Annotated in this window: 25 protein-coding genes and 1 riboswitch; of the genes, 7 read left to right on the forward strand and 18 right to left on the reverse strand. The window is 64.1% G+C overall.

Annotated features, from left to right (window positions below):
* Nucleotides 1-47: 47 nt before the first annotated feature.
* The 4 genes from C8C92_RS19685 to C8C92_RS27575 form a co-directional block, all read right to left on the reverse strand.
* The gene (locus C8C92_RS19685; RefSeq protein ID WP_096238581.1) at nucleotides 48-506 is read right to left on the reverse strand and encodes an acyl-CoA thioesterase; all 459 of its coding nucleotides are present in this window, start codon (nucleotides 504-506) and stop codon (nucleotides 48-50) included.
* Nucleotides 507-634: 128 nt separating this feature from the next.
* A complete protein-coding gene (locus tag C8C92_RS19690) occupies nucleotides 635-1,003 on the reverse strand; it encodes a hypothetical protein (protein WP_071076464.1) in 369 nt (122 codons plus the stop codon).
* Nucleotides 1,004-1,132: 129 nt separating this feature from the next.
* Entirely contained in the window at nucleotides 1,133-1,270 is a 138-nt protein-coding gene (locus C8C92_RS27570; RefSeq protein WP_165829503.1) for a hypothetical protein, read from the reverse strand.
* Nucleotides 1,271-1,508: 238 nt separating this feature from the next.
* Nucleotides 1,509-1,682 carry a hypothetical protein gene (locus tag C8C92_RS27575; RefSeq protein WP_165829504.1) on the reverse strand — a complete coding sequence of 58 codons (174 nt, stop codon included), beginning with the start codon at nucleotides 1,680-1,682 and terminating at the stop codon, nucleotides 1,509-1,511.
* Between the two features lie 248 nt (nucleotides 1,683-1,930).
* Here C8C92_RS27575 and pepA point away from each other — a divergent pair, with 248 nt between their 5' ends.
* Complete coding sequence (gene pepA, locus C8C92_RS19695) at nucleotides 1,931-2,764, forward strand: flocculation-associated PEP-CTERM protein PepA (RefSeq protein WP_116745014.1); 834 nt, start codon at nucleotides 1,931-1,933, stop codon at nucleotides 2,762-2,764.
* A 77-nt stretch (nucleotides 2,765-2,841) separates the two neighbouring features.
* Here the strand turns inward: pepA and C8C92_RS19700 are convergent, their stop codons facing one another.
* The 5 genes from C8C92_RS19700 to C8C92_RS19720 all read right to left on the reverse strand — a co-directional run bounded on the left by C8C92_RS19700 (nucleotide 2,842) and on the right by C8C92_RS19720 (nucleotide 9,762).
* Nucleotides 2,842-3,951: a nitroreductase family protein gene (locus tag C8C92_RS19700; protein ID WP_116745015.1), complete on the reverse strand. Its 1,110-nt coding sequence runs from the start codon at nucleotides 3,949-3,951 to the stop codon at nucleotides 2,842-2,844.
* Complete coding sequence (locus C8C92_RS19705; RefSeq protein WP_116745016.1) at nucleotides 3,952-4,821, reverse strand: ThiF family adenylyltransferase; 870 nt, start codon at nucleotides 4,819-4,821, stop codon at nucleotides 3,952-3,954. It lies immediately after the preceding gene.
* An 86-nt stretch (nucleotides 4,822-4,907) separates the two neighbouring features.
* Complete coding sequence (locus C8C92_RS19710) at nucleotides 4,908-6,491, reverse strand: methyl-accepting chemotaxis protein (protein ID WP_116745017.1); 1,584 nt, start codon at nucleotides 6,489-6,491, stop codon at nucleotides 4,908-4,910.
* A gap of 145 nt (nucleotides 6,492-6,636) precedes the next feature.
* Entirely contained in the window at nucleotides 6,637-6,834 is a 198-nt protein-coding gene (locus C8C92_RS19715; protein ID WP_010399555.1) for a hypothetical protein, read from the reverse strand.
* A 93-nt stretch (nucleotides 6,835-6,927) separates the two neighbouring features.
* Nucleotides 6,928-9,762 carry an insulinase family protein gene (locus tag C8C92_RS19720; RefSeq protein WP_116745018.1) on the reverse strand — a complete coding sequence of 945 codons (2,835 nt, stop codon included), beginning with the start codon at nucleotides 9,760-9,762 and terminating at the stop codon, nucleotides 6,928-6,930.
* Between the two features lie 185 nt (nucleotides 9,763-9,947).
* A riboswitch (FMN riboswitch) is annotated at nucleotides 9,948-10,098 on the forward strand.
* A gap of 95 nt (nucleotides 10,099-10,193) precedes the next feature.
* Between C8C92_RS19720 and ribB the strand changes: the two genes are divergently transcribed.
* A complete protein-coding gene (gene ribB, locus C8C92_RS19725) occupies nucleotides 10,194-10,841 on the forward strand; it encodes a 3,4-dihydroxy-2-butanone-4-phosphate synthase (protein WP_116745019.1) in 648 nt (215 codons plus the stop codon).
* Between the two features lie 7 nt (nucleotides 10,842-10,848).
* Here the strand turns inward: ribB and C8C92_RS19730 are convergent, their stop codons facing one another.
* A complete protein-coding gene (locus C8C92_RS19730) occupies nucleotides 10,849-12,219 on the reverse strand; it encodes an MFS transporter (protein WP_116745020.1) in 1,371 nt (456 codons plus the stop codon).
* 122 nt (nucleotides 12,220-12,341) lie between these two features.
* On the opposite strand from C8C92_RS19730, the gene C8C92_RS19735 reads away from it, so the two are divergent.
* The 5 genes from C8C92_RS19735 to C8C92_RS19755 all read left to right on the forward strand — a co-directional run bounded on the left by C8C92_RS19735 (nucleotide 12,342) and on the right by C8C92_RS19755 (nucleotide 17,262).
* A complete protein-coding gene (locus tag C8C92_RS19735) occupies nucleotides 12,342-13,208 on the forward strand; it encodes a LysR family transcriptional regulator (RefSeq protein WP_116745021.1) in 867 nt (288 codons plus the stop codon).
* 70 nt (nucleotides 13,209-13,278) lie between these two features.
* The gene (locus C8C92_RS19740; protein ID WP_165829608.1) at nucleotides 13,279-14,094 is read left to right on the forward strand and encodes an ABC transporter permease; all 816 of its coding nucleotides are present in this window, start codon (nucleotides 13,279-13,281) and stop codon (nucleotides 14,092-14,094) included.
* Nucleotides 14,095-14,149: 55 nt separating this feature from the next.
* Nucleotides 14,150-15,181: an MlaD family protein gene (locus C8C92_RS19745; protein WP_099763113.1), complete on the forward strand. Its 1,032-nt coding sequence runs from the start codon at nucleotides 14,150-14,152 to the stop codon at nucleotides 15,179-15,181.
* Nucleotides 15,178-15,849 carry a hypothetical protein gene (locus C8C92_RS19750; RefSeq protein ID WP_116745023.1) on the forward strand — a complete coding sequence of 224 codons (672 nt, stop codon included), beginning with the start codon at nucleotides 15,178-15,180 and terminating at the stop codon, nucleotides 15,847-15,849. The genes C8C92_RS19745 and C8C92_RS19750 overlap by 4 nt, the downstream gene beginning before the upstream one ends.
* A gap of 81 nt (nucleotides 15,850-15,930) precedes the next feature.
* Complete coding sequence (locus C8C92_RS19755; RefSeq protein WP_116745024.1) at nucleotides 15,931-17,262, forward strand: ATP-binding protein; 1,332 nt, start codon at nucleotides 15,931-15,933, stop codon at nucleotides 17,260-17,262.
* On the opposite strand, the gene C8C92_RS19760 is transcribed toward C8C92_RS19755, so the two are convergent.
* The 8 genes from C8C92_RS19760 to C8C92_RS19795 all read right to left on the reverse strand — a co-directional run bounded on the left by C8C92_RS19760 (nucleotide 17,259) and on the right by C8C92_RS19795 (nucleotide 25,230).
* Nucleotides 17,259-18,590, reverse strand: a complete 1,332-nt coding sequence (locus C8C92_RS19760; RefSeq protein WP_116746047.1) for an HD domain-containing phosphohydrolase — start codon at nucleotides 18,588-18,590, stop codon at nucleotides 17,259-17,261. The two genes, C8C92_RS19755 and C8C92_RS19760, sit on opposite strands and share 4 nt — an antisense overlap.
* Nucleotides 18,591-18,604: 14 nt before the next feature.
* Nucleotides 18,605-20,068: an ATP-binding protein gene (locus C8C92_RS19765; protein WP_099764512.1), complete on the reverse strand. Its 1,464-nt coding sequence runs from the start codon at nucleotides 20,066-20,068 to the stop codon at nucleotides 18,605-18,607.
* Between the two features lie 14 nt (nucleotides 20,069-20,082).
* Entirely contained in the window at nucleotides 20,083-20,922 is an 840-nt protein-coding gene (locus C8C92_RS19770) for an HDOD domain-containing protein (protein ID WP_116745025.1), read from the reverse strand.
* Nucleotides 20,919-21,263 carry a hypothetical protein gene (locus C8C92_RS19775; protein WP_116745026.1) on the reverse strand — a complete coding sequence of 115 codons (345 nt, stop codon included), beginning with the start codon at nucleotides 21,261-21,263 and terminating at the stop codon, nucleotides 20,919-20,921. The genes C8C92_RS19770 and C8C92_RS19775 overlap by 4 nt, the downstream gene beginning before the upstream one ends.
* Entirely contained in the window at nucleotides 21,260-22,126 is an 867-nt protein-coding gene (locus C8C92_RS19780) for a response regulator (RefSeq protein WP_099763108.1), read from the reverse strand. The genes C8C92_RS19775 and C8C92_RS19780 overlap by 4 nt, the downstream gene beginning before the upstream one ends.
* A 136-nt stretch (nucleotides 22,127-22,262) precedes the next feature.
* Nucleotides 22,263-22,733, reverse strand: coding sequence for a hypothetical protein (locus C8C92_RS19785; RefSeq protein WP_133250804.1), 471 nt, complete (start codon nucleotides 22,731-22,733; stop codon nucleotides 22,263-22,265).
* A gap of 87 nt (nucleotides 22,734-22,820) precedes the next feature.
* Nucleotides 22,821-24,092, reverse strand: a complete 1,272-nt coding sequence (locus tag C8C92_RS19790) for a DEAD/DEAH box helicase (protein ID WP_099763106.1) — start codon at nucleotides 24,090-24,092, stop codon at nucleotides 22,821-22,823.
* Between the two features lie 79 nt (nucleotides 24,093-24,171).
* Complete coding sequence (locus C8C92_RS19795) at nucleotides 24,172-25,230, reverse strand: DUF4105 domain-containing protein (protein ID WP_165829505.1); 1,059 nt, start codon at nucleotides 25,228-25,230, stop codon at nucleotides 24,172-24,174.
* Between the last annotated feature and the right edge of the window lie 52 nt (nucleotides 25,231-25,282).

Genomic DNA, 25,282 nt, shown 5'->3' on the forward strand with positions numbered 1-25,282 from the left:
ACGGCCACCAGATCGCTCTGGTGGCCGTTTTTTCATGTCCGCTGCATTTATTTCTTCGACACCTTCTGGCGCGACAGCTTGCGCAGCTTGGCTTGCTCGAAGCGCACCTGCTGCTCCGGCGTTTCCAGCACCAGCGGCGGCACGGCCACGGGCTTGCGGTTGGCATCCACGGCCACCATCGTGAAATAGCAGCTGTTGGCGTGGCGCACCAGGCGCTGCTGGATGTTTTCCGTCACCACGCGGATGCCCACTTCCATCGAGGTCGTGCCCGTGTAATTGATCGAGGCGAGGAACGTCACCAGCTCACCCACGTGGATAGGCTGCAGGAACATCACCTGATCCACCGACAAGGTCACCACATAGCTGCCCGAATAGCGGCTGGCGCAGGCGTAGGCGACGCTGTCGAGGTATTTCAGGATGGTGCCGCCGTGCACGTTGCCGGAAAAGTTGGCCATATCGGGCGTCATCAGGACCGTCATCGTCAGTTCGTGGGCCGACCAGTTCATCGCGCTATCCAAAGTGTTCTCCAAGGGGGAAATAAGAAAAAGAGTGGGGATATGAAAACCGGCCCCAGGGGCCGGTGGCAAAGCGCAGAGTCTATCCTGGTAGGGAGCGTCTTCTGCCGGGATAGGCTCTACAGGCCCAGGGTGTCGATGTCGGCCAGCGAGTCGCGGCCCTTGTCGGAAATGTCGTGCCCCTCGCCTTCGGCGCGCGCCACGATGTGGGCTTTCTTGCCCAGGAAATAGGCCACGTCCGACTCCAGCCTGGTCAGCGGATCGGCGGCGACGGCGCGCAGCCCCATGATGCAGCGGCGCAGGAACAGCAGCTGCTGGGCTTTCTCGGTGATGGACAAACGGCCATCGCGTGCATAGCTGAGCAGCTTCAGGCCGGACAGGCGCTTGGCATTGCGGGCAACGCAAGCACTGGGGCGCTCGGTCTTGATGCCGCGTGCAACTTGCTCCAGCGCGTCATATTCATCGGTTGTTAATTTCTCGTTCTTCATTACTTTTCCATAAAAGGCCAGGTGTTCGGCCCCCATGGTACGCGCCCCGCTGCGCATCGGCAACAGGCAACGTGATTCAGTCGCCGCCCACCCCACGGATGGCGTACTGAAAATGTGCGTGAAGCGCGCTTATTTGTAGCTGCGCAGCAGCAGCCACGCCAGGCCGCAGCCAGCGACGGCGCCCGCCAGCGCCAGCGCTGCGAGGTTTTTGCCAGTGATCACTGGGCGCCGGCCCAGGTAGATTTTGTTATGCAAGGAATTGCCCATGATGGTCTCCTGTACAAGAATTTTTATGATGTCTCATTATAAGAACAGAATCGTGACGGCCACATGACACACAGCAGTTAGCGCTTGATTTGTATCCACTCGGCAATGTTTATTGGCATTTTTGTTGTTTAATTGGCGTGGCGACTCCGCCGCCCGCACAATTCATTTCCGACCAGAAATAAACAGCGCGCGGCAGTGGCATCGCCGCTCAGGTGCACTCAGGTGCGCGACGACTTGGTCAACCCATCCTGACGGGCGGCGGCGGTGGGGTCGGTTCCTCGACGGGCACGGGGTCCGTGTGCGGCGGCTTTTCCGGCGGCGGCGTCAGCGGATCGCCTTCGGGCGGCGGCGGGATATCCGGTTCAGGCGTGCTGTGCGCACGCAGCGGGGCATGACGGGATGGTAGTTGCATGGTGACCTCCTTTGGCCCACTCTAGCCGATGACAGGAAAGACTGGCGCCCGCGAGCCGCGCCATCGGCCGGGTAAAACGTCGATTTTTTTTACACAAGCACGAAAAACGCCATCCCTGTTTTTATAAGCTGTTGAATTTAAATACAAATATTACATGGTACGAATTCTGCTTCAAGGGCGTATGAGGTTATCTGAGGCAGCCGCCACAGTGACCTGGTCCGATCAACCCTCACGCTGAAGGAAATGCCATGAAAACGCTGTCCTCGTTTCTGCGTCTCGCTCTCTCCGCGGCCACCATCGGCGCCGCGCTGATCAGTGCTCCCGCATTCGCTGGTCCTTTGTTTACCGTCAATGAAGGTTCCGTCCCCGGTGCCGCAGCCAATCTGGTGGTGGCCGACCGCATCAGCTTTGAATATCACGCGCGCGTCGAACAAACCATCGTTGGCGGTTTGGGTGGTGGCAACGATCCTTTCACTCAAACAGGCTTTCTGAGCAAGGCCGCTTTCGGCAGTCCCACTGGCGGCAGCGTTCCATCGCAACTGAACGCCCTGAATGGCTATGGCATCTATGGCCTGTTTTCCATCACCGGCCAGTCCGATACGCTGGCTGGCGGGATCTTCGCTACCTTTCAAACCCTGACCATGACCTTGTACATCGACCCCAACCAGGACACGGCACTGTCGGTCAGTAACGTCGCAGGCTCGCCGGTGAATGTGGGTGGCGTCTCCGGGGATGACTATGCGATCGTGACCTACACGCTCGACGTGGGCGAAGCACACATTTTCGCCGGCCTGGCCCAGGGCGACTTCAAGGCCTTGCTGAACGCCACATTGACGCCGCAAGGACAGTTGTTCTTCGTCAACCCCAACCCGTTTTTCCCGCTGGAGTCCCTCAGCGGGAATACCAACAGCTTCATCGGCGGCAGCCTGACCGACAGTTTCGTCGCGATGGCCGACGGTGGCGGCCTGGAATTATTCCAGGCCGCTGTACCTGAACCAGGCACCATCGCCCTGCTCGGTATCGGCCTGTTTGGCCTGGGCATGACTGCGCGCCGCCAGCAACGCGGGCAACGCCAGGCTTGACATGCGATCATCCAGTCCAAGAGCCGCTGATGTCCTCAGCGGCTCTTTCGCTGCGGCAAGCGGCAAGCCCATGCCGCTCACGCAAGCGTCCTCCCGTTGACCGGCGCCACCAGCAAGTCTTGCAACGGCCGGCGCAAGGAGCGCGCCTGGGCCGCCGGGCCGGCGCCGATGCGGCCAAGGAACACGGCCCGATCAAACGCCACCGCACCCAGCACGGCCTGGCATTGCAGCGCCAGTTCCTGCGCCAGTTCCAGCATGCCGTCGGTGTGCGAAAAGGCCCGCCGTTCGCGCACATAACGGGCGAAGATCAGCGGCGTCAGTTCCGGCTGTAACTGCAGGCCCAGCTGCGTGGCCGTCAGCCAGAAGCGCTGCATGGCCCTGCCCGCCGCCACGTAATCGTCGATGTGACGCGGCGGCGCCTCGGCCAGCAGCACGAAATGCGCGGCGCAATACAGGCCCGGCAGCAAGTCCATCTGCAGACGCGGGGCAATGGTGCCTCCCAGCCAGGTATTGAAAAAATCCACGCGGCGCCAGCTGTGCATGACCCAGCGCATCAGCCGCGCCGTCATCGGGTCGACACCGAGCGCCTGTTCCGGGATGCGGTCGGCGCTGAAACGCGCGCCCCATTCGATGACGTCGCGGTGCACCTTGTGCGCTTCGGGCATGGTCAGGCGCAGCTTCGCATTGTCGAACATCAGGCGCGCGCAGGCCAGGCGCATGCGCCAGCCTTCGAACCACTGCACGCTGTAGCCGGGCGGCAAGCTGGCCGCCAGCGCCGCCTTTTCGCTGGCGCGCAGGTGGCGCGTGCTGAGCCGTCGCCGCTGCACGCTGCGCTGCGGCAGGAAGGCCGCCAGCGGGTCGGGCAGCATGCCGGGGCTGTCGACAAAGTGCACGTCAAACGTGGGCAAGGTGTCGGGCAAGCCGCCGCGCCGGCGCGCTTCCATGCACAAACCATGGCTGCTGGCGGCCAGCGCCATGCTTTCGAGCAAGGCGCCCAGCGACAGCTGGCTGGGATGGCCGTCGAGGTCATACACGCAGTGGCTGCGCGTATCGAAGCCATGCACGACGACATGGCGCGGGTTCACGACTTCAAAGCGCCACGGCTGCGTATTGTCGCCGCTGGGCGCCCAGCGCGCCTGGTCGAGGATGTTTTCCAGCACAGGATCGATTTGCGGTGCTTGCGCCATTTACGCCCCCTGCGCCGCGCGCCGGCGCTTGATGATGGCCATCGTCAGGCGTTGCAGCGGATGACGGTTGCCGCCGGGACGCCAGGTACGCACGAGCTTGTTGCGGTAGGCGTCGAAATGCATGCCGTGCGGCGCGGCCATCACCTTGCCGCGCTTCAATAGTATTTTCAGCGCCTCGGTGGCGGCCGCGCCCGCGCACAGCTGGCAACCCATGATGGTCGACGGTCCGCGCCGCTCCTTCAGGTTGATGGCCGACGGGTCGACCAGGTAGGGGCCGTGCAAGCCGGCCGGCGCCAGCCCGACGAGAAAGCGCAGGGCTTTTTCTTCTTCGGGCAAGTCGCCCCAGCCGAAATACTCTTCGAACGTCATGCCGCCGGGCATGAAGCTGAGCACGGCCGTGCCCATGCCCAGCGGGGCGGCCGTGATGGCGGGGATGCCCAGGCGCGCGCAGGTGGCGAAGGTGGCCTGGCGCGCGGGAAAGGCAAAGAAATCCAGGCCGTCCACATACAGGTCGACACCGGCAAAAAACTCCGCCAGGTTGCTGTCGTGTATGCCGTCAGGAAATTGTTTAATCTCCAGTTCGGGATTGATATCCTTCGCCATCTGCGCCAGCACGGCCACCTTGGGCTGGCCCAGGGTGGAGACCATGGCGCCGGCCTGGCGGTTGAAGTTGGCGATATCGAAGGTATCGAAATCGGCGATGTGAAAAGCGCCAATGCCCAGCCGCGCCAGGGTCAGCAAATGCACGCCGCCCACGCCGCCCATGCCGGCAATGGCCACGCGCTTGCCGCGCAAGCTGTCCTGCTCCGCCTGCGTGACCCAGCCCAGGTTGCGGGCAAATGCCGCGTGATACGAAAAACCGTCTGTCATGCTCACCTCTTCTGTGCGTCCCTTGCGGACGAAAAAGTTTGGACAGGTGAGCCGGGGATAAGTTCCCCGCATGACAGAAAAAGTGCTTAACGCGCCAGGCGTCGCGCCGCAGGCACGCTGCGCTGTAGCGCCGCCGCTGCCGGCGCCACGGCATCGACCTTGAACACGCTGACGATCTGCGCCAGCCCGGCCGCCTGCTCGTTCATGGCCTGCGCCGCCGCCGAAGCCTGCTCGACCAGGGCCGAGTTTTGCTGCGTCATGTTATCCATCTCGACGATGGCCTGGTTGATCTGCTCGATGCCGGCGCTCTGCTCCGCGCTGGCCGAGGAAATCTCGGCCACGATATCGGTCACATGCTGCACGCTGGAAACGACTTTCTCCATCGTCTCGCCCGCCAGCGCCACCAGTTTTTCACCGGCACCCACTTGCTCGGCGGAACTATCGATCAATTGCTTGATCTCCTTGGCGGCGGCGGCCGAACGCTGCGCCAGATTGCGCACCTCGCTGGCGACGACGGCAAAGCCACGCCCCTGCTCGCCCGCGCGCGCCGCTTCCACGGCCGCATTCAAGGCCAAAATATTCGTCTGGAAGGCGATGCCGTCGATGACGGCGATGATGTCACCGATCTTTTTCGACGAGGCATTGATGGCGCCCATGGTATCGACCACCTGGCTCACCACGCCGCCCGCCTGCGTCGCCACTTGCGAGGCAGAAATAGCCAGCTGGTTGGCCTGGCGCGCATTGTCCGCATTCTGGCGCACGGTCGAGGTCATTTCTTCCATGGTCGAGGCTGTTTCTTCCAGCGATCCCGCCTGCTGCTCCGTGCGCGCGGACAGGTCGTGGTTGCCGGAAGCGATCTCGCCGGACGCCGTGGAAATGGCATCGGCATCGTTGCGCACCTGGCTCACCAGATGCGCCAGGTTATCGCGCATGGCCTTGATCGCCATCAGCAAGCTCGACGTGTCGCCGGGGCGCGTATCGATCTGCGTGGTCAGATCGCCCTGGGCAATTTGCGCCACGATGGCCGCTGCATAGTCGGGTTCACCACCGAGCTGGGCCAGGATACGGCGCAGCATCAGCGCCGCCAGGGCGCCCACCACCAGCATCAGCGCGCCGCCGATGGCCAGCAGCACGCCGGCCTGGGCCCAGAACTTGTGGTTGATGTCATCGATGTAGGTGCCCGTGCCGATCAGCCAGTCCCACGGCGCAAATTTCACCACGGCATACATCTTCGCCACCGGGTCCTTCACGCCGGGACGCGTGCCGTCCGCCTGCACCAGGCCGATACGGCTGGTGGCCAGCGCGGCGCGGTAGCGGTCGCCCGACTGCTTCATGTTCTTTTGCGGCACACCGATGCGCGACGCATTCGGGTGCACGTACAGCAAATCGGTGCTGAAGTCGCGCACAAAATAATACATCTCGTCCTTGACGAAGCTGCCGATGGCCAGCTTGGCCTGCTGCTGGGCTTGCTCACGCGTGAGCTTGCCCGACTGTTCCAGCGCATACGCCTTTTCCACGGACGCGTTGGCCAATTCTACCAACACCGTCAATTGCTCCACCCTTTCGGCCATCATGGTCTGGCGCAGGGAATACAGAGAGAATGACGCGATAAGGACGATGCCCAGCAAGGTGCTGAAACACAGGAGGAGAATGCGTGAACGGAGTGTCATGGGAGCCTGGGATGGAAAATAAAGCGTGGAATTATAAACAATTTCCCTGCGGGAATCTTTTCAGAAAAGCAAAGCGGGCGGCGCTACCAGGCTGATGCCCGGCAGGCACCGCCCGCTTTGTTACTGCTCGCTTGTTACTGGCGCATCACGCCAGCGCTTCCTTGGCCGCCTCTTCCGGCGTCAAGCCGTCGTAGAACTGGTCGGTAAACCACTCGACCTGCTCTTCGATGTGGTCTTGCGCCTGTGCCACGGTGGCGCCGCCGGCCACCAGAAAGCCTTCAACCTCGATACACCAGTTGATCAATTCCAGGGTTTCCGGATCGAGTTCTTCTTTCTTAGCCATCGTATTTCCTTGCTTGTCAAATTGCGATCACATCAATCAGCAGCAGTTTAACAGCTTCGCCACGTTGCCGCCGCTGCAGTTCAACAATGAAGATTACTTGACTGCAACGTTCTTGCGTTCCGGATACAGCACCACCTGCACGTAATTGTGCATGTCCAGATAGCGCTGCGCCGCCTGTTTGACGGCTTGCGGCGTGATGGCACGCACGCGCTGCTCGTAGCGCAGGATCTGCGCGGGATCGCGGCCCTGCGTCACCGAACCCATCAGTTGGTTCATCCAGTAATTATTTTCCCGCAAGGATTTCTGCTGGCGCGTGATCCAGTTCAGCTTGACCTTTTCCAGGTCGGCCACAGACGGCCCCTCGGCCTTCATCCTGTTGATTTCGGCAAACGCGGCGGCGATCACCTTGTCCACGTTTTCCGGCCCCGTCGGCAAGTTCAGCGCCACCGAATAATGGCCGTACGGATGCTGGCCCATGGACGTTTCGAAGCCGCCGCCATAGATCATGCTCATCTTTTCGCGCAGCACTTCGATGACTCTCAGGTTCAACACCTCGCCCAGCGCCTGCAGGGTCAGCTTTTGCTCGTCCGAATACGCCACGTCGCCATTGAAGGTGATGGAAATCGTGCTCTTCGGCTCGCTACCCATGTAGATATCTTTCTTGACGATCCCTGTCACCGGGCGCATGCCCACGTCACGGTAGGCGTGCGGCACCTCGGCCACGGGCAAGGTGCCCAGGTAGCTGGCGATCAGGGGCTTGATCTTCTCGAGCTCGAAGCTGCCCGTGAAGATGAAGGTCATGTTGCGCGCGCTGGAAAAGCGCTGGCGGAAAATGTCCAGCGAACGGTCCAGGCCCACCTTGTCGAAGTCGGCCGCGCGCGGCACGCCATCGACGCGCGGGTTGTCGCCAAACGTGGCGTGCTGGACGGCATCGTAAAACACGGCTTCCGGCTGCGCCATGCTGTTTTTCGCCAGATCCTGCTGCTTGCCGATGAAGGATTGGTACAGGCCCGCATCCTTGCGTACGTCATGGAAATACAGAGTCACGAGTTGCAGCATGGATTCCACGTCGGCGCTGCTGGCCGAGCCGCCAAAGCCTTCGCTCAGTTCGCCCAGCGAAGCGCCCACATTGACCGTCTTGCCGGCCAACACCTTTTGCAAGTCCAGCGGCGCCAGGTCCTTCAAGCCCATGCTGCCGACCACGGCGCTGGCATAGCGGGCGCTGTAGATGTCGGCGTCGCCAAACAGCGACTGGCCGCCGAAGCGGGTCGAACCCATCAGCACCTGGTCATTCTTGAAATCGGTCGGTTTGAGCAACACGCGCACGCCATTGCCCAGGGTTAGCTCCGTCACGCCGATGGCGCTATTCAACTTCTCCGAAACGATGCTGCCGCCGGCCGGCGGGCCGTCCATCAGCTTGCTGGCCAGCACTTTTTCCGTGCGCGGCTCGACCTTCTGCCGCTCGGCTTGCGCCACGGCGTCGAGCAATTGCTGCTGCGTCGGGACGCTGGCGCCCGCTTTCGGCTCGGCGCCCATGAAGACGACGAGTTTCTTTTGCTGGTCGGGGATGACCCTGGCCACCGTTTCATTGATTTCCTGCAAGGTCACCTGCGGCAAGAGTTCCTGCGCGTACAGCAATTCATTGGCGATGCCGGGGATGGCTTCCTGCTCCAGGAAGTTGCGCGAATACTCGGCCACGAAACCGGACGAATCGGACTTGTCGCGCTCGCTGTACGCGCGCTCGTAATTGCGCAGCATGTTCTTGCGCGCGCGGTCCAGCTCATCCTGGCTGAAACCGAAGCGGCGCGCCCGCTCATCTTCCTGCACCAGCGCGTCGACGGCCGGCTGCACGCCGCCCTTGCCCAGCAAGGCATACGCGCTGAACGACTCGTAGCCACGCACCAGCTTGCCCATGCTGCTGCCGCCCTGGATGAAGGGCGGGTTCGCCTGCTGCGTCAATTCCTGCATGCGCGCGCTGAGCATCTGTCCATACAGGTTTTCGATCATCTGGCGGCGGTAGTCGGCAATGGTGACGGCCTCCTGCGCGGCGCGGATCGGATAGCGGATGAAGACGGTGTCGTCCGGCGCTTCCTTGTCCGTGATCACCAGCGCTTCCGTCTGCGAGCGCTGCGGCACTTCCGCATACAGGCGCGGCCGCGGTTTCGCGGGGTTTTTCAGTTTGCCGAAATGCTGCTGAATCAGTTTTTCAGCCTGGCTCGGCTCCACGTCACCGACCACCATCACGGCCATCAGGTCAGGCCGGTACCAATCCTTGTAGAAACGCTTGATGGCTTCCGGCTTGAACGTTTTCAAGACGGATTCCTTGCCGATTGGCATGCGCTGCGCATAGCGCGAACCGTTCAGCAGCTTCGGATACAGCACCTTGTTCATGCGGTCGCTGGCGCCCTTGCCCAGGCGCGCCTCTTCCAGCACGATGCCGCGCTCGCTGTTGATGTCGGCCGGATTGAATTTCAAGCCATGCGCCCAGTCTTCCAGCACGAGAAAACCCTTTTCCAGGTTGTCCTTCTTGTTCGTCGGAATCGGCAGCACGTACACGGTTTCATCAAAGCTCGTGTAGGCGTTCAGGTCGGCGCCGAACTTCACGCCGATCGATTGCAAATAGGAAATGAGCTCATTGCGCTTGAAATGCGTGGAACCATTGAAGGCCATGTGTTCCGTGAAATGCGCCAGGCCTTGCTGGTCGTCATCTTCCAGGATGGAGCCGGCTTTTACCACCAGGCGCAATTCCACTTTCTGCGCGGGACGGGCATTTTTCTTGATGTAATAGGTCAAGCCGTTTGGCAATTTTCCTACAGTCACTTCCGGTGCCAGCGGCAGGGGATCGGTCAAACGGATTTCCGCCTGGGCCATGCAGGCGCACGCCAGCAAGACGGCGCCCGAGATCAGGCGTAATTTACTCAGCTTCATGTATTCTCAACGGTAAGATTCAGTAAGCGTACCTTACACTGAAATCGTCTTTCCGCCATTAAAAACAGCTTAGAAAAACCTGCTTTTCCCAGGCAACTTTACCGAATGACAAACTCAGCAGTGCCCTGCCAGCTTTTTTCAATTGTGCTAAAGTATTGCCGCCGGTCATGTGGACCGGCACAACAATACGTCTTCGGGGCGGGGTGCGATTCCCCACCGGCGGTAAGACCGGCAACGGTCAAGCCCGCGAGCGCTTGTCAGGTTTCGCCTGATGAGGTCAGCAGATCCGGTGTGATTCCGGGGCCGACGGTATAGTCCGGATGAAAGAAGATGTGCAGTAAACGCGATGTCCCATCGACCTGTCGATGCGGCCGGCTGCGTCTATTCGCTTGCCCTGCAGCGTTTTTCGCCTATGCGAGGAGCGTTTCACCATGTTAGTCAACAGCTATACCCTGCTTTCCAACGACCTCGAAGGTCGCATCCAATCCGCCCTGGCCGCCATGCGCGCCGGCATCCCCGTCATTCTGCTCGACGATTTCGACCGTGAAAACGAAGCCGACCTGATCCTGTCTGCCGAGAAACTCACGAATGAAACCATGGCTTTGCTGATCCGCGAATGCAGCGGCATCGTCTGCCTGTGCCTGCCCACCGACGTCGTCAGCGCGCTGGAATTGCCGCCCATGTCCTCCGACAATGGCAGCCGCTACGGCACGCCGTTTACGGTTTCCATCGAGGCGCGCGACGGCGTCACGACGGGTGTGTCGGCCGCCGACCGGGTCACCACCATCCGCGCCGCCATCGCGCCGAACGCCAAGCCGGCCGACCTGGTGCGCCCCGGCCACGTGTTCCCCCTGCGCGCCGCGCCCGGTGGCGTACTCGAGCGCCGTGGCCACACGGAAGGCTCGGTCGACCTGTCGCGCATGGCGGGCCTGAACCCGGCCGCCGTGCTGTGCGAACTGATGAACCCGGACGGCAGCATGATGCGCGGCGACGATATCGAACGCTTCGCCGAATTGCACGGCATGCCGATCCTGACCATCGAAGAACTGGTGGAATGGCGCAGCACGCGCGAACAGTAAGCGCTCTTCAGGCGGCCACGGCCTTCGGCAGATGCACGTGCCGATACACGAGGCCCGCCGCCAGGCCATACGCGACGGCAATCGTCGCGTAGGCCAGCGGCAAACGCAGCGACCAGTCGGGCAGCATGTGCAGGATGCTGCCGATCAGGGCCACGCCCACCAGCGCGCCGATTTGCCGGTTCGCATTCAGGGCCGCCGCCGCGCTGTTCGCATGCTGCTTGCCGGCCACCCGCATCACGGTGGCCGTCATGGCGGGTATGGCGATGCCGATAGCCACGTTCATCACGGCCGTGCCCAGCGCCAGCCAGCCATACGGCGTGCCCGGGCGCAAGCCCATCAGCAGCAAGGCCATCACGGCCCCCACCAGCAAGCCCGCCAGCATGGGCAAGCGCGTGCCATGACGCGCCGCGATACCGCCTGCCATGAAGTTCCCCACCGTATAGGCCGCCATCATCGGCAGCAAGCGCAAGCCCGACTGCAAGGCATCGGCGCCGCCCGACTGCTGCAGGAACAGGCTCAATAAAAACAGCTGGCCGAAGACGCAGAAATTGATCAAAAAACCCACGCCATTGGCCGCGCCAAAGCTGCTGCTGTGAAACAGTTCACGCGGCAACAGCGGATGGCTGCCGCTGCGCTCGCGCCGCAGCAACTGCCAGGCCGACAGCAAGGTCAAGGCCGCCGCCGCCAGCACGCCGGGCGACAGCCAGCCCAGCACGGGCCCTTCGATCAGCACGAAACTGAGGCCCGCCAGCGCCGCCACGCCGAACGCATGGCTGAACAGCGATAAATCGCGCGGCTGGCGCGCCGGTGCGGCCAGCAGCAGCTGCGCCATGACGATGGCCAGTACGCCCAGCGGCACATTCACCCAGAAGACGCTGCGCCAGCCGAACTGGTGCACGAGGATGCCGCCGATCAGGGGGCCGGACGCGCCAGCCACGCCCACCAGCGCCGACCAGGCGCCCAGCATGCGCGTGCGTACACGCTCGTCGTCAAAGCTGTGCGTCAGCAAACTCAGGGAACTGGGCATGAACAGCGCCGCGCCCGCGCCCTGCAGCAAACGCGCCGCCGTCAAAAAATGCCCGTCGGGCGCGGCGCCGCACAACACCGAGCCGAGGATAAAGATGCCGAGGCCGCCCTGGTACACGGCTTTCGGCCCGTAGCGGTCGGCCAGCGCGCCGCCGGCCAGCAGCAGCGCGGCAAACGTCAAGGTGTAGCCGTCGACCACCCACACCAGGCCCGTCAGCGGTATACGCAAGTCCATGGCGATATCGGACAGCGCCACGTTGACGGCCGTGACGTCGAGCATGGCCATGACGAAGCCGAAGGCCAGGGTCAGCAGGATCAAGCCGCTGGCGCGGTGCGGTGTGGAGGCAATCATGATATTTCCTTGCAGGGACAGCGGGCAGCCATTATGCGAGCGTTGAATAATGCAGTAAACAGGCATAAAATCAGCACCATGATGCAAAAATGCATCAGCAAACAAGGACAAGGGCTGGGCTCATGGATTGGGATAACGCGCGCATCTTTCTGGCCATCGGCCGCGCCGGCACCCTGCGCGGCGCGGCGGCCCTGCTGGGCATCGACCAGGCCACGTGCGGGCGCCGGCTGGCCGCACTGGAAAGCTCGCTGGGCGCCACGCTGTTCCTGCGCACGCCGTCAGGCTACGTGCCCACGCCGGCCGGCGAACTGGCGCTGACGGCGGCCGAAGCGATGGAGCGGGCGGCCGACAAATTGCAAAGAGAGATGCAGGGCGTCGACAACCGTTTAAGCGGCCTGGTGCGCGTGGCCACCACCGACACCATGGCCAGCCATTTCGTCATCCGCGCCATGCAGCAGCTGCACGCGGCCCACCCGGACATCCGCATCGTGCTCAACGTGGCGCCTGCGCTGGCCAGCCTGACGCGGCGCGAGGCGGACCTGGCCGTGCGCGGCGTGCGCCCCACCGACCCGGACCTGATCTCGCGCCATCTGGTCAAGCGCAGCCTGGGTCTGTATGCGTCGAAAAGCTACCTGGCCGAACGGGGCGAGCCCGTGCGCGGCACGGCGCTGGCCGGGCACGACATCGTCATCTACCACCAGTCCGTGACGCCACGCCATGGCGAGAAAATCGCCGGCGAGCCCGTCGCCAACGCCAGGGTCGCCATGGAAGTCAATTCGGCGGCGATGCTGCAGGAAGCCACGCGCGCGGGCCTGGGCGTGGCCGAACTGGCCACCCACCTGGGCGATATCGACCCGCAACTGGTGCGCATCTGGCCCGAGCGGGCGGAAAGCTACGACGTATGGCTGGTCATGCATGCGGACCTGAACCGTTCGGCGCGCGTGCGCGCGGCGGCCGATGCGATTATCGCCAGCGTGGCCGGGCAATAGGGTAGCCCGCGCCCGGCCGCACGGCAGGACAATCGCTTGTATCGAACGCATCCAATGTTAAGATGCCATGATGACCCTATCCGTCTCCCTCATCATCAGCCTGCGCCGCCTGCACCGGGCCACCATGGCCTGGCTGGTCAGCTGGTGGCGCATGCTGCATTTCGCCACCCTCGTGTTTTCGCTGGCCCTGTCGCCATCGAGCTATAACCGCGACAACCGCCCCATCCTCGCGCACCGCCTGGTAACGAATACGGCGCCCAATCTCGTGTGGTTCAGCGTGGCTTGCGCGCTGGTCAGCCTGGTGCTGATACGCATCGTCGTCGTCAGTGCGCAAAGTTACGGCCTGTCGCGCTATGCGCTGGAAATGGTGGTGCGCGTGCTGGTGCTGGAACTGATCCCGTTGACGGCCGCCCTATTCGTGGCCCTGCGCCTGACCCTGCCCGACGGCATTGCGTTTGCGCAAATGCGCTCTTCCGGCATGCTCGACACCATGCAGCACCAGGGCGTCGACCTGCTACGCCGCGAGTACTTTCCGCGCGTCATGTCGGGCATCTTCGCCGTGTGGATGCTGGCCATCGTCAGCTGCGTCACCTCGCTGATCCTCGCGTATGTCACCATCTACGGTTTTACGCCGTGGGCGCTGCAAGGCTACACGCGCGTCGTCGGGCAAATCTTCAATCCGGCCGTGGCCCTGATCCTGATGCTCAAGGTCATCTTCTTCAGCTTTGCCGTGGCCCTGATCCCGCTGGCTTCCTCCTATTATCCGGAAGAGCCGCATGGCCGGCGCAACCGGCTGTGGGCCGCGCACGGCCTGTCCGAAATGCTGCGCCTGTTTACCGTCATCCTGCTGATCGAAGTGGCTTCGCTGATGGGCAATTACTACTGATGCCCCGCCGCCACCGCCAGCGATCCCCGAACCCCCCATACGAGAGCCAGAATCCATGAGCCAGAGCCAGCCCCCCAATCCCGACCAGGTCGACGTCACCGCGCCCGCCGGTCTCACGCCAGATGCCGTGCTGCCCGCCCCGCCGCCCGTGCGCCATGCCGAACTGAAGGCGGCCATCCTGCTCGTCTTCATGTTCGTGCTGCTGGTCGGCTCGGTCGTCTACCTGATGTATGCGCGCGGCGCCTTCGAAGCCACGCAAACGCTGGTGCTGACGGCCGACGATTCGGACGGCGTGGGCGTGGGCGCCGACCTGACCTTTTCCGGCTTTCCCATCGGCCGCGTGCAGCGCATCGAACTGGCGCCGGACGGGCGCGCGCGCGTCATCATCGACGTGCCGCGCAAAGACGCGCACTGGCTGCGCAGCAGCTCCATCTTTACCCTGGAACGGGGCATCGTCGGCGGCGCCAAGCTGCGCGCCTACAGCGGCATCCTGACGGATCCGCCGCTGCCCGACGACGCCACGCGCGACTTGCTGGTGGGCGACATGGCGGCGGAAATCCCGCGCCTGCTGGCCGCCGCGAAAGACTTGCTGAACAACCTGGGCAGCCTGACGGGCACCGATTCTCCGCTCGACGGCACCCTGCGCAATGTGCAGGCCGTCACCGGCAAGCTGAGCGGCCCAGGCGGCGCCATGGGCTTGCTGACGGGCGACGACAAGCAGTCGCGCCTGCTGGTCGAGCGGGCCAACGCCCTGCTGGTCACGGCGGACCAGCTGGCGCGCCGCACGGATGGCCTGGTGGCCAATGCCGACACGCGTGTCTTCGGCGACAAGGGCGTGATGACGGATGCGCAGGCCACCATCGTGCAGCTGAACGCGCTGCTGGCCGACACCCGCAACAGCCTGAAAAAGGTCGACGCCGTGCTGGTCGAGGCGCAAGCCGTGGGCGCCAACGCCAGGGCGGCGACAGCCGACCTGGGCCCGCTGCGCGCGGATGTGGAAAGCAATCTGCGCAAGGTCGAGCAGCTGGTCAATGACATCAACCGCAAATGGCCGTTCAAGCGCAATCCGGAGATCAAACTGCCATGACAATATCCCGCCCCGCCATCGCCGCCCTGCTGTGCACCTTGCTCGCCGCCTGCTCCAGCGGCCCGCCCGTGCCGGACTGGAAAATGAATGCGCAAAGTTCCGTCGAGCGGTTTCAATCGGCTTATTTGAGTGGCAACGCCTTGGTCGAGCAGACAGAATTCCGCCGTGCCCGCAGCCAGGTGGCCGGCACGGGCAAGCTCGAGCTCGTGGCACGCATCGAACTGCTGCGCTGCGCCGCGCGCGTGGCCAGCCTGGCCTTCGAGGACTGTGCCGGCTTCGACGCCCTGCAAGCGGATGCGAATGACGCCGACCGCGCGTATGCGGCTTACCTGGCCGGCAAGGCGCAAGCGTCCGGCATCGCCCTGCTGCCGCAAGCGCAGCGCGCGCCAGCCGGTGCCGGCGCCGACACGGCCGCCGCCAGCGCCGTGGCGGCCATCGATGACCCGCTGTCGCAGCTGGTGGCGGCCGGCGTGCTGCTGCGCTCGGGCCGCGCCACGCCAGAGCTGCTCGACACGGCCGTGGCCACCGCCTCGGACCAGGGCTGGCGCCGCCCGCTGCTGGCGTGGCTGGGCGTGCAGCGTCTGCGCGCCGAACAGGCGGGCGACACGCAAGCGGCGCAGCGCATTGCGCGGCGCATGGCGATCGTCGAGCAGCCGCTGGCCCCCTGAGCGTGCCGATGGCGGCCCAAGGCAGGCAGAATCAGGCATAATTCAGCCAGGATGACAGCAATGCCGTGCAGGCAGCGAGGTATGACGATGCAGTTCGAGGATTTCGACCTTTCTTTACCCGAGGCCGGCCAGCATGCCAAGGCGGTGCCTGGCGACGAAGAGTCGGCGGCGACGGCCGTGCGCCTGCAATACCTGCTCGACAATACGCCCTCCATCATCTATTGCACCGTGCCCAGCGGCGACTTCAAGATGACCTTTGTCAGCAACAATGCCTTGAACGTGCTGGGCTACCAGCCCGAAGACATGGTGGCCGACCCCAACTTCTGGTTCGACCACATCCACCCCGACGATGCGCCCGGCATTTTTTCCAGCCTGGCGCAGATCTTCGTCGAAGGCGCGCGCGCCTATGAATACCGTTTCCGCGTGCGCGACGGCAGCTATCTGTGGATGCACGACAGCCTGCGCCTGGTGCGCGACGAGCATGGCGTGCCGTTCGAGGTGATCGGCTCGCTGACGGACATCACGGAACGCAAGCGCATGGAAGCGATGCTGCAGGCGCGCGGCGAAGAACAGCAACTACTGATCAGCAAGTTGCAGGAAGCGCACGACCAGCTGCTGCAATCGGAAAAAATGGCCTCCATCGGCCAGCTGGCGGCCGGCATCGCGCATGAAATCAACAACCCGATCGGCTTCGTCAATTCCAACATGAGTTCACTGCAAGGCTATGTCGGCACCCTGTTCGGCGTCATCGGGCAATATGAAGCGGCGATGCGCGAGACGCCCGACGGCCCTGCCCTGGCCGCATGCGTGGCCGAGGTACGCGCGCAGGCCGACCTGGCCTTCCTGCAGGACGACATGGTGGACCTGGTGCGCGAATCGATGGATGGCTTGAAGCGCGTGCGCGACATCGTGCAGGCACTGAAGGATTTTTCCCATGTGGGCGAGACGGACTGGCAAGTGGCCAGCCTGCACGCGGGCCTGGACAGCACCCTCAATATCGTCGCCAACGAATTGAAATACAAGGCGCGCATCGAGAAACACTATGGCGAACTGCCGCCGATACTGTGCCTGGCGTCGCAGCTGAACCAGGTGTTCATGAACCTGCTCGTCAACGCGGGCCAGGCCATCAGCGGCGACGGCGTGATCAGCATCCGCACGGGTCACGCGGGCGACTGGGTGTGGGTGGAAATCGGCGACACGGGCGCCGGCATCGCGCCCGAGCACCTGAACCGCATCTTCGAGCCATTCTTCACCACCAAGGCCGTGGGCAGCGGCACGGGCCTGGGCCTGTCGCTGTCGTACGGCATCGTCAACAAGCATGGCGGGCGCATCGAGGTGGCGTCGGAAGTGGGCCAGGGCACGCGCTTTACCGTGCACCTGCCGCTGCAGCCCGCTGGCGCCGCGAACGCCTAGGCGTCTTTCGGCGGCGCGTACACGCGGATGCTCAGGCGCCCGCCATTCTTGCCTTCGAAATCGAGCAGCTGGGCAATCACGCGGGCCGTCAGCACGTGTTCGGCCGCCAGCAGCATCAGGCCATCGCGGCTGATCAGGTCGCGCGACAGCGTCATGCCCGGCTCCAGCTGGCCCGACAACACGGTCAGGTCGCGCGCCGGCGGCTCCGTCTCCTCCATGATGCTGCGGAAAGCAGTCACCACGGCCGGGTCGTAGCGCTTGCCGACGCTGTCGTAGATCAGGGTGCGCGCTTCGTCGGCGCGCAGGCTGCGCTGCACCATGGCGCCGATCTGCAAGCCGTCGTAGTCGGACGCCAGCGCCAGAATGCGCGCGCCCATGGGAATGGCCAGGCCCACCATGGCATCGGGAAAGCCGCCGCCGTCGAAGCGCTCGAGCTGCGAGCGCAGGATCACGGAGACGGCGCGCAACTCGTCGAGCGCCATCAATAATTGTTCGGCGCGCAGCGGATGCTTGCGGAACGCGGCCAGCTGCTCGCCCGTCCAGGCGCTGGCCGGCAGTTCCAGCACATCGTCGCTCAGGCTGAGCTTGCCGATATCCTTGAGCAGGGCCGCGATGAACACGTCGCGCGCTTCCTGCCCTTCCAGACCCAGCGCCTGCGCCAGCTTGCGCGACAGCTCGGCCACCCGCCGCGCATGGCCGACGAGCTTGCCGCCGCGCATCTCGATCAGGTTGGAAAACACCTTGATGGTCGTCACGAACGTGGCCTTCAGGCGCTCATTGGCCGCCTGCACCTCATCGTGCGACTGTTTCAGCTGCTGCGTGCGCGTCGCCACCTTCGCTTCCAGGCTGGCGTTGAGCGCCTGCAGCTGCACGTTCTGGCTGGCCGTCAGCGCTTCCAGGCGCAGTTTTTCCTGTTCCAGCGCGCGCCGTTCCAGCGCGTGGCGCACCACCAGCACGATATCGTTCTCGTCCCACGGCTTGGTCACGTAGCGGTAGATCTCGCCCTGGTTGATGGCGTCGAGGATGGACTGGATATCGGCATAGCCGGTCAGCAGCAAGCGTATGGTGCCGGGCCAGCGCTGGCGCACCTGGGCCAGGAATTGCGCGCCATCCATGTGCGGCATGCGCATGTCGGAGATGACCAGGTCCACCGTCTCGCTCTCGAGCAGGGCCAGGCCCGCCGCGCCGCCGTCGGCCGTCAGCACGCGGTAGCCGTGCGGGCGGAACAGCCGCCGCAGCGACGAAAGGATATTCGGTTCGTCGTCGACGCACAGGATGGTCGGCGGCGCGGCCGCGGTGCTGGTGCTGGCGCTGGTACTGGTGCTCATGCTGTCCTGTTCGGTCATGGTACGGCGGCCTGCGCCTGGCGCACGGGCAAGGTGATGCGGAAGGTGGTGCCGCGGCCGATGACGCTGCGCACGTCGATGCGGCCGTGGTGTTTCTGCACCGTGGTGTAAGCCAGCGACAGGCCCAGTCCCGTGCCCTTGCCGACGGCCTTGGTGGTAAAGAACGGATCGAAGATGCGCGACAGGTGTTCGGGCGCGATGCCGCCGCCCGTGTCCTCGACCTCGATCCACACTTCCGTCGTATTATCGCTACCGGTGCGCAAGGTGATGCGTCCGTGCTCCTCGCCCATGGCATGGGCCGCGTTGACGACCAGGTTCATGATCACCTGGTTCAGTTCGGAAGGCTGGCATTCGATATCGGGAATGTCGCCATATTCGCGCACCACGTCGGCCTTGTACTTGACCTCGTTATTCACGATATTGAGCGTGGTATCGATGCCCTGGCGCAGGTCGGCCCAGACCCACTCCTGGTGCGCATCCGTGCGCGAAAAATCCTTCAGGTCCTGCACGATGCGGCGCACGCGCGAAATGCCCTCCTTCGACTCGCCCATCAGCAGCGGTATGTCGGTGCGCAGGAAGTCCAGGTCGATCTGTTCGCGCAGCGCGCGCAGGCGCGCCGCCACCACGGCGTCGGCCACGGCCGGCTCGGCTTCCTCGTAGGCGTCGAGCATGCTGAACAGGTCGTCCAGGTAGCCTTCCAGCGTGCCGAAATTCGAAAATACATAGCCGATGGGATTGTTGATCTCGTGCGCCACGCCGGCGGCCAGCTGGCCGATCGAGGCCAGCTTTTCCGACTGCAGCAGCTTTTGCTGGGCCAGCGACAGCTTGCTGTTCAATTCCGTCAGGGCCAGGTTACGCTCGCGCAATTCCAGATCGGCGATCTGGCGCTGGCGGATATCGTCGGCCAGGCGCTCGTTCATTTCGGCCAGCTGGGCCGTGCGCTTGGCCACCAGGTGTTCCAGGTTGTCGTGCGCCTTGCGCAGCGCCAGTTCGGCCAGGCGCCGCTCGCTCACATCGCGCAGGGTTTCGATGGCGCCCACCAGGCGTCCCTGGCGATCGCGCAGGGGCGCCGCCGTGAAATGCAGCCAGTGGCCGTCGGGGCCGATATCGGCAAAGAAATCCTCGGCCTCGAAGGCGCCGGGAATCACGGGGGAGCGCTTCAGCTTGCCAAGGTAAAGGTCATTTTCACCGAGCGCGATATCGTCGGCCACCAGCAGGTCGGCCAGGCAGGCGCGCGGCTGCGGATAAAACGCCTTCCAGTGCTCGCGCGTGCCGACCATCTCGGCGGCAGTAAAGCCCAGCAACTGTTCGCAGGCGCTGTTCCAGTGCGTCACCACGTGGTCCGTATCGATGGCGAAGGTGGCCACGGGATGGCCGTCGAAAAACGCCGATAGCGCGATGGTGTCGCCCTGGCGGCGTTCCGGCGTGGCGGGCAATGCCTTTCCTGCGTCTGTTTCCATGGCCTCTTTCTTGTTCATGCCAGCATGATCCGCGACATTTCATCGAAGGTGTGTTCAGTTTGCCCCAGCAGCGCCAGCCAGGCCGGCTCGTCCAGCGCGATGCTGCGCCAGCCCGTGGGCGACAGGGCCGGTACCAGTGCATCGTCGACGCCGGCCAGGTCGAGCCCCAGGGCGACGGCGTTGGCCATGTGCACGACCAGCGGCAAGCCGCCCGCCTCCAGGCGGTCGATGGCGTGGTGGTCGGCCACCGCCTGCTGTATCGCCTCGGGAAACTTCCAGTAGGCAGCCAGGGCGCTGCCCACTTGCGCGTGATCGATGCCGATGACGGCCAGTTCGGCCTCGGCCATCTGGCAGTCATGCGCCTGGCGGTAGCTGCGCACGAGCGCATGCTCGGCCGGGAAGCGCGTCACCAGCACCAGCGTGCCCAAATCGTGCAGCAGGCCGGCCGTGAACGCCGTCTCGGGATTGATGCGCAAGTGCGGCGCCAGCAGGCGCGCGGCGATGGCCGTGGCCAGCGAATGGCGCCAGAACGCCTTGAAATCGAAGCCGCCGGCCACGGGCGCGAAGCTGCCCGTCAGGGCGCAGGCCGTGACGACGGTGCGGATGCTGTGAAAGCCCAGCACGGAAACGGCTTGCGGAATGCTGGTGACCTTCGATTGCATGCCGTAGAACGAGGAGTTGGCGATGCGCAAGGTCTTTGCCGCCAGGGCCTGGTCCAGCTCGATCTTTTGCGCCAGCACATGCACATCCGTGTCGTCCTGGTCCATGCTCGACAGCAGCTCCAGCACCACCACCGGCAGCGACGGCAATTCCTGTATCTGGCGGATGATATGTTCAAAACTGAGCCGTGTCATGCCGCGCCCCCTTGCCGGTAGCGCTGCAGCAGCGCCAGCAGTTCCGCCCCGGCGGAATCGGGCGGCGTGGCGCGGAACAGTACGGCCAGCCGTTCCAGGCGGCGCAAGCGCTCCTGCTCGGCATGCGCCTGCGCGGCCGGGTCCGGCGCCTCGTCCATGACGACGTGGCAGCGCTCCACATTGCGCCTGCGCAAGGCCGTCAGGCTGGCCGCCGTCAGGGTGGCACCCCGGGCCAGCAGCACGGCGCCGCTGGCATCGCTCAACGCCTGCGCCAGCACCATGCCTTCCTGCGCCTGCTCCATGGAAATCTCGCGTCCGCTTTCACTCACGCTTTCACTCATGTATCGGCTCCATGACGACTCAGGGTGACCAGGCTGCCGCGCGAGCGCGAATGCAAGCCCATGGGATGGACTGCCACGACATACGGCTGACCGTCGATGGCGGCCAGGCGGGGCGTGTCCTGCCCGTCGAACAGTTGCGGCAAGACCAGCGCCGCCTCGCTGCCCAGCAAGGCCGCGCCCCGCTCGAACAGGTTGGCTGCCGACGCATTGATGAAGGCGATCATGCCTTCGTCGTCGAGCCCGATCACGGCCAGCGGCAGAAATTGCAGTACTTCGCGCGCGATGCCCAGGCTGACTTCATCGCGGCTGATCTGGTGCTGCTGCTGGCTCACCAGCGCCTGCATGGCGGCATTCGCCGCCGCCAGCGCCTGGTTGGCGTCGCGCAGTTGCGCATTCAGGCGCACATTGTCGTCGTCGATGCCCTTCAGGCGAAAGGCTTCGGCGATATGCTCGCGCAGCTGATGGTCTTCCCAGGGCTTGGTGAGGAACTTGAAGATGGCGCCCTCGTTGACGGCGTCCGTGACGGCCTGCAACTCGGTATAGCCCGACAACATGATGCGGATGGTTTGCGGACACAGCAGCTTGGCCTTGCGCAGGAAGTCGGCGCCCAGCATGCCGGGCATGCGCTGGTCCGACACAATCACGTCGACCGCATTGCTGGCCAGCACGTCCAATCCTTCCTGGCCGCTGTTGGCCGTGAGGATATGGTAGCCATCGCGCCGCAGCAGACGCTTGAGGGAAGCGAGGATATTCGGCTCGTCATCGACCAGCAGCAAGGTGCGCCGCTGCGCCGCAGGCTGCTGTACGGCATCCGCCGCCAGCACCGCAGTACCCGGCATACCATGCTCGTCGTGCAAATCCATCGGACCATCCTCTCATCGCCAAGGCGATATGGAAGCTTGCCTGGAGCGCGGCATCATCTTGCGCGGCAATCGGCTTGCGCTAAAATTATACGACTAAATATTCCCGTAGGACACTAATCCTGCACTTATCCGCCACTTATCCGTGCCGCGCCGGGCAAGGCGTGTCGCGGTAAAACACAAAGCCGCCCAGACCGATGGCCTTGGTGTCGGCTTTCACGCCATAGACCAGCGTATTCTTGTCCGCCTCGATGCGCAGCAGATTCTGGTGCTGCACGATTTGCGCATGCGACAGCTCCAGCGAAGGCGTCGGCGCCAGCGCCAGGCGCAATTCGCCGCTGCCGGCGTCATACGCCCAACGGCCGGGGTTGTAGAAAGCGAAGCCGCCGTCGAAACGCAAGCTGCCATCCTTGAACTGGGTCAGGCAAATGCCGGGAAATTCGCTGGGCGGGTTGTACCAGGTGGCGGCCACGGCGGCATCAGCCGCTGTCTTGCCCGGCATCTGCATGCCGTTCGTGCCATCGGGCTTATCACCGCTTCCGCCCATGCCGGCGCAAGCAGCCAGCGCCAGCGCGCCAACCAGTGCGCCCGCGCGCGTGATGAATGTCATGTGCATTCCCATCCCCTTGCTTTATAGAAACACAATCTTAGTCCGGGAAACCTGGCCGTTCCAGCGGCCAGCGCACATAAGGGGGATTTAATTGCCCCCGGCCGCTTTTTCCGCCATGGCAGCCATGGCAGCAGCTTCGCGCAATTTATCCTTTTTGCTTTTGCGCGCGCCCTTCACGCCGCCGTTTACCGTATCCGTGACGGCGCTTACCGGCGCGGGCAGTTCCGTCGGTTCGAAACCGGCCACCACTTCACGCACGATGCGCAAGTCGTTGCGGTTTTCGATCAGGCGGAAATGCGCTTCCGAGTCGGCCGTGACAAAACTGATGGCCGTGCCGCTTTCGCCCGCGCGGCCCGTGCGGCCGATGCGGTGCGTGTAGTCGACGGCCGAGCGGGGCAAGTCGTAATTGACGACGGCCGGCAGCCCGGCGATGTCGATGCCACGCGCGGCCACATCGGTGGCGACCAGCACCTGCAAGCGCCCCGCCTTGAAGTCGGCCAGCAGCTGGCTGCGCGTGCCCTGGCTGAATTCGCCGTGGAAGGCGCCCACATGCAGGCCCGCGCGCTGCAGCTTGTCGGCCACATGTTCGGCCGCATACTTGGTGGCGACGAACACCAGCACCCGATCCCACTGCTGCTGCAGGATCAGGTAGCGCAGCAGCTGCGTGCGGCGCGGCACGTCGACCGTGATGGCGCGCTGCACGATGTCGGGCTTGTCCTGCGCTTCGGACGCCACTTCGATGCGCACGGGTTCCTTGAGCAGGCTGTCGGCCAGCGCCTGCACGCTGTCGGGGAAGGTGGCGGAAAAGAACAGGTTTTGACGCTTGCCCGGCAGCAGCGCCAGGATGGCGTTGATTTCTTCGCTAAAACCCATGTCGAGCAAACGGTCGGCCTCGTCGAGCACGCACAGCGACACGCCGCCCAGCTTCACGGCATTTTGCCGCACCAGGTCGAGCAAGCGGCCCGGCGTGGCGACGACGATATCGGCGCCGCCGCGCAAGTCCATCATCTGCGGATTGATCGACACGCCGCCGAACAGCACGGAAATCTTCAGTTTGATCGGCAGCGGCTTGGCCAGCGCGTGCACCGTCTGCCCCACCTGCGCGGCCAGCTCGCGCGTGGGCACGAGGATCAGCGCGCGCACCTGGCGCGGGCCGGCAGCGGGCGCCATCAGCGCCTGCAGCAGCGGCAGCGCGTAGGCGGCCGTCTTGCCGGAACCCGTCTGCGCCGCGCCCAGCACGTCGCTGCCGCGCAAGATGGCGGGAATGGCGGCGGCCTGGATGGCCGTCGGCACGGCATAGCCGGCCTTGTCGACGGCACGGACCAGGGCGGGAATCAGACCCAGTGAGGAAAATGGCATAGCGGGCCTTCTTTATTCGTAAAGTGAGACCGGCCGCGAAAGGCGGCCGGTCGGAATTGCGACAGTATAAGGCAGACCGCTACTGGCGTGGCATTTGCAGCTTCGGAAAGCCCGCTTCATCGTAGCCCGGCATGCCGCGGCGGATCGCGTGCGAAAAGTCCGCATCGTCATTCGCCGCCCGCGCGCGCGCCGTGACGTGGCCCCCTGTGCGCAGCTGCTCGAAGCTCTGGCCGGGCACCAGGCCCTTGACGTCGAACAGATAGCGGTCCAGGTAGCCCGAGGCCAGCAGGCGGTAGTCGAACGGCAGGCCCGGCACGATGCGGCGCACCATCTCGAAGACGATGGTGGTGCAGTTGGCCGTCAGGGTATGGTAGAACTGCGGCTTGGCCTTCAGCGCTTGCGCTTCGTCCAGGTAGGCCAGGAACAGCGAACGCATGGCCGCTTTCGGCATCATCACGCGGTACAGATGCATGTCCTCGCCGCGCGCATTCGTGCGCACGCGCAGGATGTCGCGCTCGTCGGCAGCGATCAGACTCATCTCGAAATGCTTGAAGAAACCGCCGATGGCGGAAAAGCTCTCGCCCTTTTCCTTGCGGATCTCGATGGAAAACGTCAAAAAGCGCCCGTCCGCAAAACCGAAGGAAATCAGGGTATGCGCGATGTACGGCCCCGTCCAGTACGACAGCGCCGTGTCCACCGTGCGCAGCTCGTCGAGGTCGTAGCTGCGCTGTTCCCACTTGACCGTGTAGTCGTCATCGCTGCGCCAGTCGAAATTGCGCACATTGTCCAAGGTGACTCGATTGCCCGCCACCTTGCCCGTGACATTGCGCGCCACGTCGTCGGCCCACACGCGCTGTTGCTTCGGCGTGATCAGGCTCCACCACAGGAGCAGCAGGATAAAACCGGCCGCATACGGCAGCAGCACGCGCACATCGCCGCGCATCCACCACAGCACCACGCTGGCCACGCCCAGCGCGCCCCACAACAGGGCGCCGATGGCTTGCGCCGCCGTGCCGCCGGACAGCTGGTACCACAGCGCCAGCGCGCCCCACAGTGCAGTCAACAGGAGAATCAGGGAAACGGCCATTTTGCCGAGGGTGGCCAGCACGGAGCGGGCACGTAGTGATAAGAAAGTCATGCCGCAATTATAGGGGCAAGTGATGATGTGCAAGTATTTCAGACGTGTCGGC

Origin of the sequence: Janthinobacterium sp. 78 (assembly GCF_003096775.1) — a bacterium.
GTDB lineage: Bacteria > Pseudomonadota > Gammaproteobacteria > Burkholderiales > Burkholderiaceae_D > Janthinobacterium > Janthinobacterium tructae.